Origin of the sequence: Cerasicoccus maritimus, assembly GCA_031296935.1 — a bacterium.
GTDB lineage: Bacteria > Verrucomicrobiota > Verrucomicrobiia > Opitutales > Cerasicoccaceae > Cerasicoccus > Cerasicoccus maritimus.
In genome coordinates, this window is record JAVDPD010000035.1 from 33,735 (window position 1) to 49,482 (window position 15,748).

General features: G+C 50.7%; 13 protein-coding genes. 2 read left to right on the plus strand and 11 right to left on the minus strand.

Going from position 1 to position 15,748, the window contains the following annotated elements:
* Positions 1-5: 5 nt before the first annotated feature.
* Genes RBB62_RS18170 through RBB62_RS18220 form a run of 11 tightly spaced genes read right to left on the minus strand, consistent with a single transcriptional unit; the run spans position 6 to position 12,091 of the window.
* Positions 6-1,109 (minus strand): glycosyltransferase, encoded by a 1,104-nt coding sequence (locus RBB62_RS18170; RefSeq protein ID WP_309400655.1) that lies wholly within the window; start codon positions 1,107-1,109, stop codon positions 6-8.
* Positions 1,110-1,127: 18 nt separating this feature from the next.
* Entirely contained in the window at positions 1,128-2,273 is a 1,146-nt protein-coding gene (locus RBB62_RS18175; RefSeq protein WP_309400656.1) for a glycosyltransferase family 4 protein, read from the minus strand.
* A complete protein-coding gene (locus RBB62_RS18180; protein WP_309400657.1) occupies positions 2,270-3,520 on the minus strand; it encodes a glycosyltransferase family 4 protein in 1,251 nt (416 codons plus the stop codon). Before RBB62_RS18180 ends, RBB62_RS18175 begins: the two co-directional genes overlap by 4 nt.
* Position 3,521: 1 nt before the next feature.
* Positions 3,522-4,481, minus strand: a complete 960-nt coding sequence (locus RBB62_RS18185; RefSeq protein ID WP_309400659.1) for a glycosyltransferase family 8 protein — start codon at positions 4,479-4,481, stop codon at positions 3,522-3,524.
* On the minus strand, positions 4,478-5,563 hold the full coding sequence (locus RBB62_RS18190; protein WP_309400660.1) for a glycosyltransferase family 2 protein: 1,086 nt from the start codon (positions 5,561-5,563) through the stop codon (positions 4,478-4,480). Before RBB62_RS18190 ends, RBB62_RS18185 begins: the two co-directional genes overlap by 4 nt.
* 48 nt (positions 5,564-5,611) lie before the next feature.
* The gene (locus tag RBB62_RS18195; protein ID WP_309400662.1) at positions 5,612-7,342 is read right to left on the minus strand and encodes a thiamine pyrophosphate-binding protein; all 1,731 of its coding nucleotides are present in this window, start codon (positions 7,340-7,342) and stop codon (positions 5,612-5,614) included.
* Positions 7,339-8,448, minus strand: coding sequence for a CDP-glucose 4,6-dehydratase (gene rfbG / locus RBB62_RS18200; RefSeq protein ID WP_309400663.1), 1,110 nt, complete (start codon positions 8,446-8,448; stop codon positions 7,339-7,341). Before rfbG ends, RBB62_RS18195 begins: the two co-directional genes overlap by 4 nt.
* Positions 8,445-9,218 carry a glucose-1-phosphate cytidylyltransferase gene (rfbF, locus tag RBB62_RS18205; RefSeq protein ID WP_309400664.1) on the minus strand — a complete coding sequence of 258 codons (774 nt, stop codon included), beginning with the start codon at positions 9,216-9,218 and terminating at the stop codon, positions 8,445-8,447. Before rfbF ends, rfbG begins: the two co-directional genes overlap by 4 nt.
* A gap of 34 nt (positions 9,219-9,252) precedes the next feature.
* The gene (locus RBB62_RS18210) at positions 9,253-10,101 is read right to left on the minus strand and encodes a sulfotransferase (RefSeq protein WP_309400665.1); all 849 of its coding nucleotides are present in this window, start codon (positions 10,099-10,101) and stop codon (positions 9,253-9,255) included.
* 9 nt (positions 10,102-10,110) lie between these two features.
* Positions 10,111-11,343, minus strand: a complete 1,233-nt coding sequence (locus RBB62_RS18215; protein ID WP_309400667.1) for an ABC transporter ATP-binding protein — start codon at positions 11,341-11,343, stop codon at positions 10,111-10,113.
* Positions 11,344-11,353: 10 nt separating this feature from the next.
* On the minus strand, positions 11,354-12,091 hold the full coding sequence (locus tag RBB62_RS18220) for an ABC transporter permease (RefSeq protein WP_309400669.1): 738 nt from the start codon (positions 12,089-12,091) through the stop codon (positions 11,354-11,356).
* Between the two features lie 575 nt (positions 12,092-12,666).
* Between RBB62_RS18220 and RBB62_RS18225 the strand changes: the two genes are divergently transcribed.
* Together RBB62_RS18225 and RBB62_RS18230 are read left to right on the plus strand one after the other, a co-directional pair.
* A complete protein-coding gene (locus RBB62_RS18225) occupies positions 12,667-13,332 on the plus strand; it encodes a polysaccharide biosynthesis/export family protein (RefSeq protein ID WP_309400670.1) in 666 nt (221 codons plus the stop codon).
* A 65-nt stretch (positions 13,333-13,397) separates the two neighbouring features.
* Complete coding sequence (locus tag RBB62_RS18230) at positions 13,398-15,644, plus strand: GumC family protein (RefSeq protein WP_309400672.1); 2,247 nt, start codon at positions 13,398-13,400, stop codon at positions 15,642-15,644.
* Positions 15,645-15,748: the final 104 nt, after the last annotated feature.

The window sequence follows — 15,748 nt, forward strand, 5'->3', positions numbered from 1 at the left end:
GTAGCTTATGCTGTATGGGTGGTTTGCTTAGATTGGTAAAGTTCGTAGTATTTTTGAGCGCACTGGGCGGGTGTCCATTCGTTGAGGGCCAATTGACGGTTCTTCTCTCTCAAGTCTGTCTTGGCAAGCTCGAACGCCTTCTCGACCGCTTGCGCAGCAGTGCTTGGATTGTCCGGATCAAAGGTGACGTTGCCGGTTTCGCGTAGGAGTTCGCCCACGTCCCAGGAATCAGGGCCAACAACAACTTTGCCGAACGTCATGCCCAAAGTGACATTGCCAGAGTTCAGCACTTTGAAGCGGGGAATGAATAATACATCTGCAGCGTTGAGGTAAATCTGTGCGTCTTCTTCTTTCACAAAGCTATAGTTGAAAACGTATTTGGGATGCAGCTTGTAATAGAGGCGTTTCCAGTCGCGGATCCAATTTCTCAGGCGGATCCAAGAGACGTCGGCGGGTTTTTCCTTCCAGCGTGAGACCAGCAATTGCTTATTGGCTGATTTACAGTTTTGAAAGGCGTTCATGATCAATTCGCGCTCTTCGAAGTTTCGAATGGCCCCAAAGACGAGCATTACTTGCGCATTGGGTGAGACGCCTAGCTGGCTTCGCGCTTCCTCGCGGGAGAGGTTGTTGGGTAGCGAAGCATAATTTGCGTGAGGGATGATTATGTGCTTCGGTGGTTGGGCGCGATAATACTGCGTGTCGCGGTAGCGCTCTTTGAATTCATCAATGCTTGCTTGGGCGAAGTGTGCGACTCCGTCGGCATAGCTGTAAAAAAGTTCGTAGTAGCGTTCCCAGATTGGATCTTTGGTCGCATTGTGTGGCAGCAGCACATGCCGGGTAATGACAATGCGCGCATGGTCTGCCCAATATTTGAGGCGTTTTTCAATCTCTTTTACAAAGGCCTCAGTCAGTTGGGTCTGATAAGCATCCTGCACTTCGAAGGTCACGTATTCTGGGAAATGATAATGCACGACATCGAAGTCTCCCTGCATATTCCAAAATGTCTCATGGGAATATTCAATTTCGATGCTCTGCTCTTCGAGTGCCTCATGCAGGTCCACGATAAAGCGGTTGCCTGGCAAAGGAATGTTGGCGACTAGGATTTTCATGGCGTTCAGCAAAAGTTGCTAGTGTGATTGGCGGGCAGCATCGATTGCGATTTGCAGTCGCTCGATGTGCATTTCACTGCTGTAATTGTTTTGAATGTGTTTGCGCGCTGTCTGACCCATTTCGCGACAGCGCTCAGGATTTTGTAAAAGATGGACCATGTGTTGGGCCATGCCTTGCACGTCCAGTTCGTCGACCAGAAACCCTGTTTCATTTTCAACGACGACATCTTTGATGCCTGCATGCCTGGTGCTGATGACGGGCAGGGCTGCTGCAGCTGCCTCCAGTATAGTATTGGGTGTGCCTTCGGCATCGCCGTAACTGGGCGTTACCGAGTGTTGGACAAAGCAGCAAGAATGTACAAAGTGCTCTGCAATTTCCTGATGGGGAATTGCGCCGGTAAACGTTACTCGGTCATCAATGCCCCATACTTGGGCTAAGGTCTTGCAGGTCTCGAGCAATTCACCATCGCCGATCATGAGTAAGTGGGCATTGGGGACGCTTTTCAGCGCTTCTTTGAACGCCATGACGACCAAGTGGTTGGCTTTGATATCGGTAAAGCGACCTACGGATAAAAGCGTGGGGCCATACTGAGGCTGAATGTCGTAAAATGACTTGCGCGGCCCATAGGGGTTGTAGATCAACTTGTTTTCCGGGCAGCCAAGCTCTTGCAGCGTATTGATCATATGCTTGGAGACGCCCAACACTGAGCTGGCATATTCAAACATGAAGCGATATTTCGCAAGAAGCTCATCCGTTAGCATTGGCTTGCGGTGTGCATCGTGGCCATGAAAGTGGACGACTAACGGAATGTTCAGTTCCTTGGCGATCGGGGCGACATTCGCGCCCGTGTTTCCAAACTCAGCTAGGATCACATCGACTTGGTGCTTTTCAGTATAACCCCCAAGAGCATCCTTTACGCCCGCAGGTGAAAAACGTGTGCGCTCGACTAGCCTGTGAAACAAAAAGTATGGTAGCAGTTTACTCAGCTTTTGTCGAATGGGAGCCAAGCTGTAGAATCTCCCAATTAGACGGCCACCTTCTTTGTAATACGGGTAGTAATTGTTCAGGAAAACTTTTTCGCCAGACAGGTTTTCAACGTGCAGGCGAATGAAGTCCTTGATGACCTTGTTGTCATCGAATCCAATAATGCAGAGCTTGCTCATGTGCCAAGCTTTCTTTTGATGCGCCGGAGGGTGGTATATAGCCGGCTTTTGTGCCACTGGTAGCCTTGCGGTAGACGATAGTCCTGGCGTTTAAAGTTTGGTTCTGGCGCGAGTAGTCGGAGCTTCTTGGGCAACTCCGGCCGCTTGATTGTTTCCGGTGGTGGCGCGATGTCTTGAAAGAGTGCAAGCCACTTATTCGCGCAGGCATTGACGGAAAACTCTGTTTCTGCCTTTGCTCGCGCAGCAGTGGACAGCTTGCGCCAAAGTGCGTCGTCTTGCGACAGTTGGCGCACCGCATCGGAGAAAGATTGCTCGCGGTCTTCAACGATGATGCCAGATTCTCCCGAAGTGATCAGGTCGGATATGCCGCTGCGAGTGCTCAGGCAGATAGGCGGAAGCCCACAGGACATGGCCTCCATTACTGCCATTGGCGTGCCTTCGTAGTCACTCAGTAATACGTGGCAATGACTGCTGAGCATGGCGTTCCGAACCGCTTTAGTGGGAAGGGCTCCGCGTAGTTTGATCCAGTCGATGTTTTCCTGCTCGATGTAGTCTTTGATTGCGGATACCGCGTTACCATCACCGATCAATTCAACTTCGAGGTTCGGGGTCGCTTGCTTAGCAAAGTGTAGCGCTTGGACCATTTTCAGGGCTTGCTTCTGTTCAAAGCAAAGACGCCCAGCATACAACGCACGAAACTTTTTTCCTTTTGGGGCAGCGGTTTCAGCGGGGATGATGGCTCCAGATGGGATCGTCCGGCATTGGTTCGGCGCTAGGGAGTTGGCGCGTATAACTTGCTCTCTAAGGAATTCAGAAACGCATGCGACTGCGGTTGGCGCCCAATGGTTTTTACGTGAGCAAAATTGATTGATCAGTCCGTGGTAAAAGCCGTCATCTGAGCGAATGACGCCGACCGTGGCGACTCCCGACTGTTTCAGGAAGCCTGCGGCATAGTAGGCAGGCACGACATGGTTGGCTACGAATATTGCTGGCGTATCATTCTGAGCCTGTTGCAGCAGCCAGCGGACATTCGTGTGTGTGTCTTGGAAATCAGCAAAGTGAACCTGAAAATTGTTGGCCTTGAAATACTGATAGGCGATGCATTCGTCTTTGGGTGCCCAACCGAAAAGTAAGATGCGACAGTCCAAACCGCGCTCGCGAAACTCTTCCGGCATCCGCATGAGCCACTCCAGGGGGCCGCCGTTATGCACGGGAGAATCATAGCCACAAATGTCGATGCGCATCATATTAGGACCAGAAGAAAGGCTTTAAAATACTGCGCAAGCGCTGCGCCTTGGTCATGTGTTGCATCTTTGCCCATTGACCGCCGGCAATGTGGGCTTGCCTTTGTTGCCGGGCCATCGACTCGCGTTGATGTTTAAAATAAAAGTCGAAGTCATAGGCAGGGCTTTGACGGTAAGCCTCCCACCATTGGTCATAGTAGAAGCAAGCATTGGAGTTCCACGGCTTTACGCCTGCATAGTGCAGGACTACTGCTTGCTTTAGCTCTTCATCGAGGTCGGGAGTGAGCTTGCCAGCGCCCTCCGAATAATCATGCATGGCGTGGATATTGTAACGTTCGGGCAAATAGCGGATGTGGCCAGCGCAAGTGATGTTCAGGATGTCTTGGTCCTGATAAGTGTAGTCTGTGCGCGACATTTCGATGAACCGGGATTGCAGGGAATGCTCGCGCATTTTGCTCAGGTTCATTACGATAAAGCCCGCGTTGATGTATTTGCCCGATTCAAGTCCCAGCTCTTGCAGGTATTTTACGTCCTTGTTGCGATAGACATTTTTAACACCGGCCAGCCAATCGTCTTCTGTGAGTAAGTCGGCGGCGCTGTGCGGCGACTGGCGGAAGATGATGTCTACGTCGGAGTAGATGATCTGGTCGACGGAGGGGAGTAGTTCTGGAAGCAGCAGCCGGTAATATGTTGGCACGGTAATGCCTCGGATTTCAAAACACTCCTTGAATGCATCACCGACATCAATCAAATGGCACGTGTGTCCTGCACTTTCGATTTGTGTAACGATTTTTGCCAGACTCGCTTCGCTGAGCGTATGCTTGGCGTAAGTCAGAACGATGTCGTAGCGAACGTTTTCGGGGGCCGTTACCAGTAGTGAGTGGATGGCTACCTGCGCTGCGACGAGGATATTCTCATCGAAGGAAAATGCGATTGCATAGCGTTTGACGTTCGCGCCAGTCATGATTCACGCAGTTTGCGCAACCAGCGTGCTGGTCGGCAATTTTTGAAGAGATACACGCTCGCTTTCTGGGCTTGGAGGTACACCTTGCGCATGGCGCGCAGAATCGGGTTGGGGGAGTTCCAGAACAGAGTTGCAAGTATGCCAGAAAGGGCCCAGGGGCACCGCTTTGCTGCAATGTAACTTGATCGCGTAAACAGTATCCAGTCCGTTTTTCCCGAAACTTGAAATGAGCTTTTCATGAGTTTGTTCACGCGCCAGCGGGTGTATTGGACAGCAGAGCCAAATCGTTCTTCGCTAAAGCCTTTACGTTTGAAAAGCTTTGCCAAGTCACTGAATCCATAGAGCAGAACGTTGAGCCTGTTGGTTGGGTCACCCCAGTGTTGCGCGCCATTAAAAATGGTTAATGCAGGTTCATGTAGAAAACGAGCTGGCTTATCGAAGCTCGTTTCCGCAAGCATCCAGGTGTGCGGATAGGTCGACAATCCGCAGCGAAACGTTTCTGGTATGGGGCGATCTATCCAGTAATCCGACCAGATTTTCGTTCGGACAATTTGTGCGTAGAGTTGCGTGCAAAATCCGCTTTTCGCATCAAGTAGATCACCCCACTTCGGCACGATTTGCGTTTCGGTGCGATGGTTGCCCAGGTAATCAAAATCGCCGTAGAATCCTTTCGGGCAAGAGTCAGGCCATTGGTCTGGATAAATCGCACAGCGGAAATTCGTGTAAAACAATTCCAGCTTTGGGTGGGAGTCCAGCTCGTTTATGATGCGCTCAAGAGCGTTGGGCATAATGAGGTTATGATCGCCCAGAATCCAAACGTATTTCCCATTAGCGAACTCCCTTGGACCGATGGAAATGTTGTAGATGACGCCGAAGTTTTCCGCATGGCGCACATAGCGAATTTGGTCGCCATTAGCATAGGGCTCTGTGACTGCTTGCGTGTGATCAGCCGAGGCATTGTCCAGAATGATGAGCTCGGCTCGTTTCCCTGCCGCACGTATCTGAGGGACCAGCGCTTCCAGGCATTTCTCAAGGAAATGAGCGCGGTTATACGTGGGGACGATGACAGATAACGTGCACATCAGCGAAGAATGCCTCGGTGGCAAGGAGTTGCTTTAGAGTCTTCTTCGCTACCGCGTTTCGCCCATTTGCACGGGTGATGCGTGAGGCTCCATTTCTGATATGGGTTTACCAAAGGCAATCTTCGGATACGAGTTCACCTTCATGTCGATATCGACTTCTAGCAGTTGCGGCTTCAGAGGATCTTCCCAAAGCCAATCGATCGCGCTCTTGGTCTCGCTGACCTGACTGATGCGCTTGGATTCAATGGCATAGGCAGCAGCGACTTTGGAGAAGTCTGGGGTGGAATAGCCCCAATAAGTTCCAGCGTAGCGTGCGCCAAAATAGGTGTCCTGAAATTGGCGCGTCATGCCATGACAATGATTGTTCAGCACGATCATTTTGATGGGGAGCTGATGATGCTGAACAGATTGTAGCTCTTGAATGTTGACCTGGAATCCGCCATCGCCCGCAATCATCACTATGGGTTGCTGGTTGCCATAGGTGAAGGCACTGCCGAGCGCTGCTGGAAGTGCAAATCCCATTGAACCCATGCCGCCCGAAGTCAGGAAACGGCAGTTCTCCGGCAGTTGCAGAGACTGCGCTGACCACATTTGGTGGAGGCCCACATCGATGCAATAGGCCGCAGCTTGGCGACCATTGGAAAGCTGGTGGATGAAATCGTTCGGATTGATGCCATTGACGTTCTGCAGCTCCTCCGTGTGAGGCCATTTTTGGCGCAGGTCGTTGATCTCTTGCAGCCAGGGTTGAGTTTTACCGGCGAGGGATGGCGCTTGGTCGCCGATGGCTTTAAAGAAGGCTTTTAAATCCGCATGAATCGCTTGGCAGCCTTTGACGCGATTGTTCATCTCAGCCGCTTCGATATCCACGTGGATGACTTTTCGGTTTTCGGTAAAGAATTCCGTAATAGCTCCCGTTTGGCGAATGTCCAAGCGGCTACCGAGGACGAGGAGCAAGTCACTGTTTGCAATGGCCAGATTCGCCCAGCGGTTGCCATAAGTGCCAATCATGCCCACGCGCAAAGGGTGGGATGCGGGCAGGATATCCAAGCCGAGCAGGGAGGTGACCACTGGAATTTCCGACTGCTCAACGAACTGGCAGAATTCAGTTGCAGCGCCTGCGGCGCGTATGCCTGCGCCAGCGAGAATCAACGGCTTCTTTGCGGACCTGAGCGCATTGAGGAGCTCATAAATATCTTCTGTCGATGGCTGCTGACTGGATGATGTGTCTTCAGGAAATTCAAGCGATGGAACTTCAATTTCCGCTCGGAAAATATCCATTGGAATATCCAACAACACCGAGCCGGGACGGCCTGACTCCGCCACGTCGAAGGCCTTTGGCAAGGCCCCCAGAATTTGCTCGGGCTCGGTCAGTTTAAGCGCCCATTTGGTGATGGGCTTCACCATCGCGACAATGTCTGTTTCCTGGAAACCTAGTTGGCGGATGGGCTGCTCGCCCTTTTGCTCGTGCCGGTTTACCTGACCCGTAATGAAGACCGTGGGCGAACTGTCAAAGAAGCTGCTGCCCACGCCGGTTAGCAGGTTGATGGCACCCGGGCCACTGGTGCCCAACGCGACGCCGGCTTTGCCCGTCAGGCGTCCGACGGCGTCTGCGGCAAAGGCCCCGGATTGTTCGTGGTAAACATTGACGACATCGATGTCTGCGGCTTGCTCGAGGCTGTCGATCAGGTGCATGATCATGCCCCCGGACAATTCGAAGACCTTGCTGACTCCGCGCAGCTTCAAGTAGTCGACGATGTATTGGGAAACGGATATCTTCATGGTTGCGTGGTAGTCAAATTGTCCAATTTCGCAGCGTATTGCTGAATCTGGTCTTGAGTGATCGCGATGGCCGCCGCGCCTTCATGGACTGCGCGATACCAGCGGGTCGTCATCTCCACCGATTTTGAAAAGTCCCAAGTCGGGCCCCAGTCGAGCAGGTGGAAAGCCTTGTCGATGCTCAGCGCCAGTTTGCCAGCTTCGCGCTTGATGCCTTTTGGGGGAAGACTTTCCCAGGGGCCAGGCCAGTGTTGGGTGATCTCTTGAACTAGGTCGCAGACCGTTCGGTTGGCTTCGGTTTGTGGCCCGAAGTTCATGCCCGAAGTCAGCTCTTCCAAGAACTCAAGGTCGTTGGAGGAGTGTTGGGAAATGGTCGCCGCGAGTTTCAGGTATCCGCTCAAAGGATCGAGCACATGCTGCCAGGGGCGGGTGGCGACCGGATTGCGCACGAGGATTGGTTGTCCATCGATCAGCGCGCGCATGCAGTCTGGAACGATTCGGTTTTCTGCCCAGTCACCGCCGCCAATGACATTGCCTGCTCGTGCGCTGGCAATCGTGATGGGGGAGTCGTGTTGCGGCGCAAAAAAACTGCGGCGATAAGAGGCGATGAGCAATTCGCAAGCGCCTTTGCTGGCGCTATAGGGATCTTTCCCGCCCATCGCATCGTTTTCGCGATAGCTATGCAGCCATTCCTTATTCTCGTAGCATTTGTCGGTGGTGATGACGATGGCGACGCAACGTTTCTGCAATGTGCGCATTCCTTCCAGAAAATGGCAGGTGCCCATGACGTTCGTGGAAAAGGTTTCCACGGGCGATTCGTAGGACGCCAGCACCAGCGGTTGTGCAGCTAAGTGAAAGGCAAAGTCTGGTTGGGCATCCTGGATGAAGTCTTGGAGCGCCACTGCGTTTTGGATGTCTCCCAATTGGTGATGCTTGATGCGCTCGCTCAGACCAAGGCTTTGAAAGAGGGGAAAATCACCGCGATGAGACAGCCCGTAAACTTCCGCGCCCAGCGCGAGTAGCCACTCGCATAGCCAGCTTCCCTTGAAGCCAGTGTGGCCAGTGACGAGAACGCGTTTGTTGCGGAAAGTTGTTTCGAGTGAAGTCATGACCAGACTTTCCAAGGAGCGCCTTTTTGCCAAAGGCCTTCGAGATGAGTCTTATCGCGCAAGGTGTCCATCGCGTGCCAAAACCCTTGATGGCGATAAGCAGAAAGTTGCTCTTCGGCGGCCAGCTTTTCTAGTGGCTCACGCTCCCAGATGGTGGCGTCGTCTTTTAGGTATTCAAAGACTTTGGGTTCGAGAACGAAATAACCGCCGTTGACCCACGAGCCGTCTCCGCGTGGCTTTTCCTGAAAGCTGGCCACGATGGTTTCGTCGGCAAACTGCAGGGCTCCAAAACGACCGGGAGGCTGCACACAAGTCAGCGTGGCGTAGCGTCCCTTTTCGCGGTGGAAAGCAATTAGCTCAGCGACATTTATTTGGCCAAGGCCGTCGCCATAAGTGAAGCAGAAGGTTTCATTAGCTTCGATGTAGTCGCGCACGCGCAAGAGGCGTCCGCCGGTCATCGTTTCCTCGCCCGTGTCGACAATGGTGACTTTCCACGGCTCGGAACGCTGGTGATGAACGTGCATCTCATTCTTGGCCATGTCGAAGGTGACATCCGAAGAGTGCAGGAAATAATTCGAGAAGTATTCCTTGATGAAGTACTGCATGTACCCGGCGCAGATAATGAAATCGTTAATCCCATAGTGGGAATATGTTTTCATTATATGCCAGAGTATCGGCCGGCCGCCAATCTCCACCATGGGTTTGGGGCGGATGCTGGTTTCCTCTGAGATTCTGGTGCCTTTACCTCCGGCTAGGATGACTGCTTTCATGTGTTTGGGCTGAAGAAAGTGGATGAAAATGGGATTAGCTTTCGATCACGCGGCCGTCGGCATCGTATCCATTTAATTTGAGTGCTTGGACAACTTCCTCGTAGTTCTCGATGATATCAGCGACGGGTTTGTCCACCTGTTTGATCAGGCTGGGTTCGCTGGCGGCAGAGTCATCTAATTCCAGAAAGTCGAAGCATCGCTTGATCGTCTGCATCTTGGTGTCGGGTGCTGTCAGCTCTTCGTAGGAGATGCTGACGGAAGGCAGGCCTGCTAGTTTTTCTTTCGCAATTTTTAGTCCGTTGGTGATTCCAGCGAGGTGCTTGATCAGGTGCTTGGTGTCTAGTTTGATCTTTAGATCAGCCAACGACGCAGAGTTCTCGGAATGATAGACTTTCCTGTGCTCTGCGACCTTTCTGGAGGCGTAGATGTCGAGTAGTTTCTCCCGCCGCAGAATGATCACGTGGGTGTTGCGCTCTATCAGCAACATTTCGAGCTTAGGGAGCGCGCGGAGGTGATTGTCCATCTGCTTCCAGCCGACCCACTTTGCTTCGCACTGATATCCAGTGGGCGCTGCATCTTTGGAAGGATGATGCGAGTTGCTGGGCAGGGCATGGGGGCTATCCGAAAGGATGCTCCCAACATAAGACTTCAGGTAATGATGATAGAGGAAGGCTTTTGGGGCCTGTCTGGCGAGAAATTCTTTGTGAGCGGAGCGGGCCCAGAAACGGCTTTTTAGAAAAGAGGAAAAGGACTCGCTGCCATTGTGGTTTGGGAGGAACAGTTCATCGTGGCAGCGGATGTCGGGGTGGTTGTTTAGCCACAGTCGCAAATAAGTAGAACCAGAACGCTGTGTTGTTAGAATGATGAATGCTTTTCGTTGCATCGTCGCAGGTCAGCTTTTGGTGAGTGTCGTCGTTGTGAATTGGCTCGCCTGTCCTTGGACTTGCCCCTTCATGGTGAATGATGCTGCGCCATCAATTCTAGATAGCACTTTGTTGTGTGGAGGTTGTGTGAAGTGGAAACTCACGCTAAATAGACCGGCCGCCAACTTAATGGATTCTGCGCGAACGATAAATTTGGCAGGTTCGCCATTCAGCGAAATCTTGTGCGGCTTTGCATCGCCATCGACGTAAGTGTCAATGGGGTAGAGTTCACTGTTCCACACGACCATTGAGAAGTTGCAGTCAACAGGCCCTTTTTTGCTGCTGGCATAAAATTCTATTTCTAGCGTGTCCCCGTGAGATAGCTCACTAATCGATTCACGCTTGCCAGTCGGGCTAATGCGGAGTACTTTGATGTCATCGACTGAGATACTGCCATCGCCTATCTGTGTTGTTTTTTGGTTTGGAGCGAGTTGAAAGTATTTATGGACCCCCTCACCAACGTCGTTGCCCAAGTATGCGGTTTGGCCGTGGCTCAAGAGGCAAACTTGATTGCAGATCCGATGAATTTGGGACATCGAGTGACTCACGAAAATCACTGCGGAGTGCTTCAGTATCTCAAACATTGCGTTCAAGCATTTGATGCGGAAGGCAATATCACCAACGGCTAGAACTTCGTCTAGCAGCAGCACGTCTGGTTCCATTTGGATAGCGACCGCAAAGCCTAGTCGAACACGCATGCCCGAGCTATAGTTTTGTAGGGGCGTATCGATAAACTCTTCCAGCTCGGAAAATGCCACAATCTCATCGAACTTCTGGTCGACCACTTTCTTGGGAATGCCAAACAACGCTGCTGAGTTGTAGATGTTTTCCCGCCCGGTCAGAATGGGGTTAAAGCCGGCGCCGAGCTCAATCAAGGCGCATACGCGGCCGCGCATTATAATTTGACCGGTGTCTGGCTTGATCAGGTTATTCAGGATTTTTAACAGGGTACTTTTACCGGCTCCATTATGGCCGAGTAACCCCAAGCAATCACCACGTCTCAGCTGAAAGCTGACATCTTGTACTGCCCAGAACTCCTTTTTGCGTAAAACGGGTTTCTCAAAAATATCATTCTGGGTATGGGTGAATGGGTTGACTGCCTTGGCGATGTCCCCCGCGCCATAGTAGAGTGAGCGTTTAAGGGAGCGGCAGAATTTTTTGCCGACATGTTGAGCGTCTACCAGTATTTCTGAGTCTGACATGAGCAAGAAACTAAGCTGAGAGCCGCTCGATTAGATACGGGATTGAGATTTTGTAAATCACGATGGCAACAGCCAAGAGCAAGACAATCGCAACTGTAGCGATCATCATGATGCTGACGTAGGTGGGGCCATCGCCAATAAGCCAGCTGCGTGTGGTAATGAGAAGTGGTGAAAGGGGGTTTAGGTCGCAAATGAACTTAGCAATGCCAGCTTGGGGCGGTGGGTAGACGACGGGCGTCAGGAAGAAGGCAAACCGGAGGACGAGTTGAATGCCTCGCGCGGTGTCGGTGTACAGCGTGGCGATCGGAATGAGAAGGATCGCGAACATGCTACCCATCAGCATGATGAGTAGAACCCCTAGCGGGAAAAGCAGCATTTGCGCTGAAAAGCTTTTCAGGTAAAAAGGAAGGATCGGAATCAGTAGTAGCAAGGGCACGAGCGAGTTGACAGCTGCTTTGCCGAAGGAGCTGATCAGTAGCGATTCGTGCGGGATGTTTATCTTTGAGAGCATGCTTCGGGCGTCCAGAAGTGAGCTGAGCATGCCGCTTAAGGTCCCGTTAAATACCGCCCAGAGCAGGTTGCCGCTAAGGACAAATATCGGGTAGGGAACTGAGCCCGTATTGATGTTGATGATCTTCTGGTTGTTGAGGTAGATCCAGATGATGCTACTGGCGAGCGGGGGAAACAGTATCCATGCGTAGCCTAGGACCGATTGGCGATACATCGCACGTATGTCCCTGATCAGCATTCTCTTAGCTAGTTCCCAGCTCATCGGGAAATTGCTCCTCATTTGAGAGATGGTTTTCCAAATAGAACCAACGCCTGATCCGGGAGTTATGATGGTTTCCTGCATCTTACAACTGTTGAATGCCTATTGCCAGCTACGCTGCCGCCCTTGGTCGGAACCTGTTTTTTCAGGAAAACCAATGTAGCTGATAGTAGTGTAGTTGTGCTCGGTGATTTTTACCGCGATTAAAAGATTCAATTCATATTGAACAAAAAGTGCCTGTCAACGTCGTTTTGGGAGCAGCAATCCTGGAATCGTATGCTGGCGCTAAGAGTTTTTACGTAGCTTTTGTGTCCGCTATTGCTACGTTGTCATCGAAGATTACAGGTCTTGAATACATTGGATTCTTACAATGCAATCCTACTTGCGGTGCCCATCGATTTGCAGTTCAAATTCCACTTTTCGGCAAATTGAGACTGTTGTGTTAGGATGAGGAACAATTGATGCTGTTGCTGGTCGCGATGCTCGGATGTCCCAAATGAAGCTTGCTAAGCAAGTATTCACTCTCTACTATCCTACATTTGTTTTATTTATTTATGCGCTACCATTTACGCTGGCTACAACTGACTTTTCTTTCGCTCGCATTTTCTGCTCTGCAAGCTCAATCAACCGATTCTGGGAGCGGCGGGCAATCTGCGGCTGGAGGTTCTGGCGAGACAACTACTCAAATTGTCTTACCCGCCAACTATAAGCTAAATGTCACGGATACTGTTGAGATCAGGGTCTTTCAAGAGCCTGAACTAACAGTTTCGCAACTTATACCCGCAAATGGCAAAGTTCGAATTCCGATGCTTGGTGAAATCGATTTGCTGGGGCTCACAATTAGAGAGGCGGAATATAAAATTCAGGAGGCTTTTATTGATGCGCGTTTGCTGAGAGACCCACAGGTTTATGTTACCGTTTCGGGTTATGTGGCACGCGAATACTCAGTCTTTGGGCAGCTTGGCTCACAGGGGCAAGTGCCTTTTCCGGTGGAGCGAGATTCCATTGATATCGTTGAGGCAATTGCGCGTGCTGGTGGATTTACTGGTATTGCACGAGGCTCCGAAGTTAAGGTAACTCGCAAAAAGCCGGATGGAACCCAAGAGTTCTTTATTGTAGACGTTGAGTCGATGATTGAAGACCAAGATGAGGGGAATGATAAGGATGAATACCTCATCTATCCGGGCGATATCATTTATGTGCCTGAGCGTCTTTTCTAGCCTCAGCCTACTCAGCTATTGCTGCCCTTTAGTCTACTTACTGCATTATTACACACTAACTGACCATGTCTCAGAACCAAGTTCGGAAGTCTTTAAATCCTAAGAAGCCAGCTGCTGGCGCGATTCCCACACCAGTCAGAAATTGGCGGGATTATCTTTTGATGATCCGCGAACGCTGGTTAATCGGCGTGAGTTTAGGATTACTTTGCTCCTGTTTGTTTGCCTTCTTTCAACTTAAAGAGCCCTCTTTGTATCGTTCGACGGCCACCATGCTAATCGAGTCGAAATCTGATCGCGTGGTGGATATTGCTGAGGTTGTTGATAATACTGTTCGTAGCAGCACTGAGTTACGCAACCATTTGTCGCAAATGCGTAGTCGGAGTTTCAATCGACGCGTCGTCGGAAGCTTTACCGAAAAAGAAGCTGCCAGAATTACGCAGCCTTATGATACCGAGGAATCCAAGGGCAACCTTGGTTCAATTATTTCTAAAGTCAGCATAAGTTTGCCAGAAGGCCAGGTATTTTATTTCACCGCCACGCATCGAGACCCTGAAATGGCGGCATTGATCGCAAATCGCTACGTCAGTGAATACATCCAATACCTTTTGGAGAGGACCACAGTGGGCGAAACTTCGGCGAATCAATTTCTTCAAGCTCAAGCGGATAAGCTCAAGGAAAAGGTCGCTAAGGGTGAGAAGGCTTTGGAAGATTTTCGTCGTCAAAATAACACGATCTCTCTCGATGAGAGCCAAGACGTTATTCTAAGTCGCTTGCAGAGCTTTAATACGGCGCTGACCCAAGCGCGTGTGGAGAAGCTGGCGATTGAGACACAGCTCCAGCAGGTCGATGAGGCTTTAGAGAATAATGTGGATTTATTGCAAATCCCCGTGATCAGCCAATACGCAGGCATCAGTGAATTAGCCTCACAACGTCAAAGCCTGAAGGCTGCCAGAGCTCTCTTGGAGCACCGCTACTTGGAAAGGCATCCAAAGATGATTGACAACCAAAATCAATTGGATGCGAATCAAAATTTGATTGATGAGGCCGTGCGACAGGCGGTAGCCGACCTCCGGGCTCAACTGGCTGGTGCGAATCGTAAATTCAGCAACTTGCAGGCGGAAATGGCGAGAGCAGAGCAGGATTCGCTTGATTTGGATGAGCTACGAATTGTGTACAATGCTATGCGTCGTGAGGTGGACAGTGATCGTTCGCTGTATCAGCAGATTCTTTCTCGCATGAATGAAACGACGATCTCAGCACAATTGGACAACACCAATATTCGTGTGCTGGACGATGCTGCGCCATCCTCATGGGCCTTTTCGCCAAATCGCAATGATATCATTACTAAATCGATTGGTCTTTTCTTCATTGTGGCATTGGGCGTGCCGATCTTGCTCGAGTTGGTCAACAATCGCTTGCATGGTTACTGGGACGTACAAGTCTACTTGGAACGCGAATTGTTGGGTGAAGTGCCCCGCAGTAATCGCATTGATCCGGAAAAGCTGCCTTATGCGATTCGTGATGACATGAATGATTCTCTCTCGGAGGCATTTCGAGTCCTGTATGGTCAGATTACAATGCTTTCTGAGCGGGAATTTCCCAAGTCCATCCTCGTGACTAGCACGATACCTGGTGAGGGGAAATCGACTCTGGTCTCCAACCTTGCTTTTACGTTCGCCAAGCATGGTAAGAAAGTCCTGCTCATCGACTTTGACTTACGGCGTCCCGTTCTCCACCGCTTTTACAAGCTGGATAATGAGAAAGGATTTTTAAATTGGTGGAACACTAAGAAAGAGGTTCAAGACTCGATACCTCTCAAAACGAACAGTGAATTAGGCATCGTGCAACTCGAGGAGAACATGTGGATGTTACCAGCTAGTGGCACGTCTAAGAACGCTACAGAAATGCTCTCCCAGCCTCGTTTTGAGGAATTGTTGTTTCAGTTAAAAAAGGAATTCGACTTGGTTCTGCTGGATACTCCACCAGCTGGCATCTTCGTGGAAACTTTGCAGTTGGGTGAGGTTGTTGATGAGGTTGTCTATGTTTCTCGCCAAAATGCGGTCAACCGCAATAAGGCTAAGCGTGTCCTACAGGACTTTGACAAGGTGGGCGTCAATGTGCTTGGCGTTATCCTGAATTCGGTCAAGGGAGCGGGTGCTCAGCGCTATGGATATTACGGTTATTCTTATAGCTCAACGGATTACGTCTATCGTTATTACCAGCGCCGTGACCGCAAGGACCGCAAGAAGGATAAGGGCGAGGACAATTCTATGCAAAGCCGTAAGGGGAAGGAAGAAACCCTGAACAGCTAGCGCATTTTTTCTTGATATAGACAGATTTTCTAGGCGCCTTTTTTGAAAAAGGTGTTAGCAGTATTTATTCATGAAAGCCTTAAGCATGGATATTCGAAATCGTA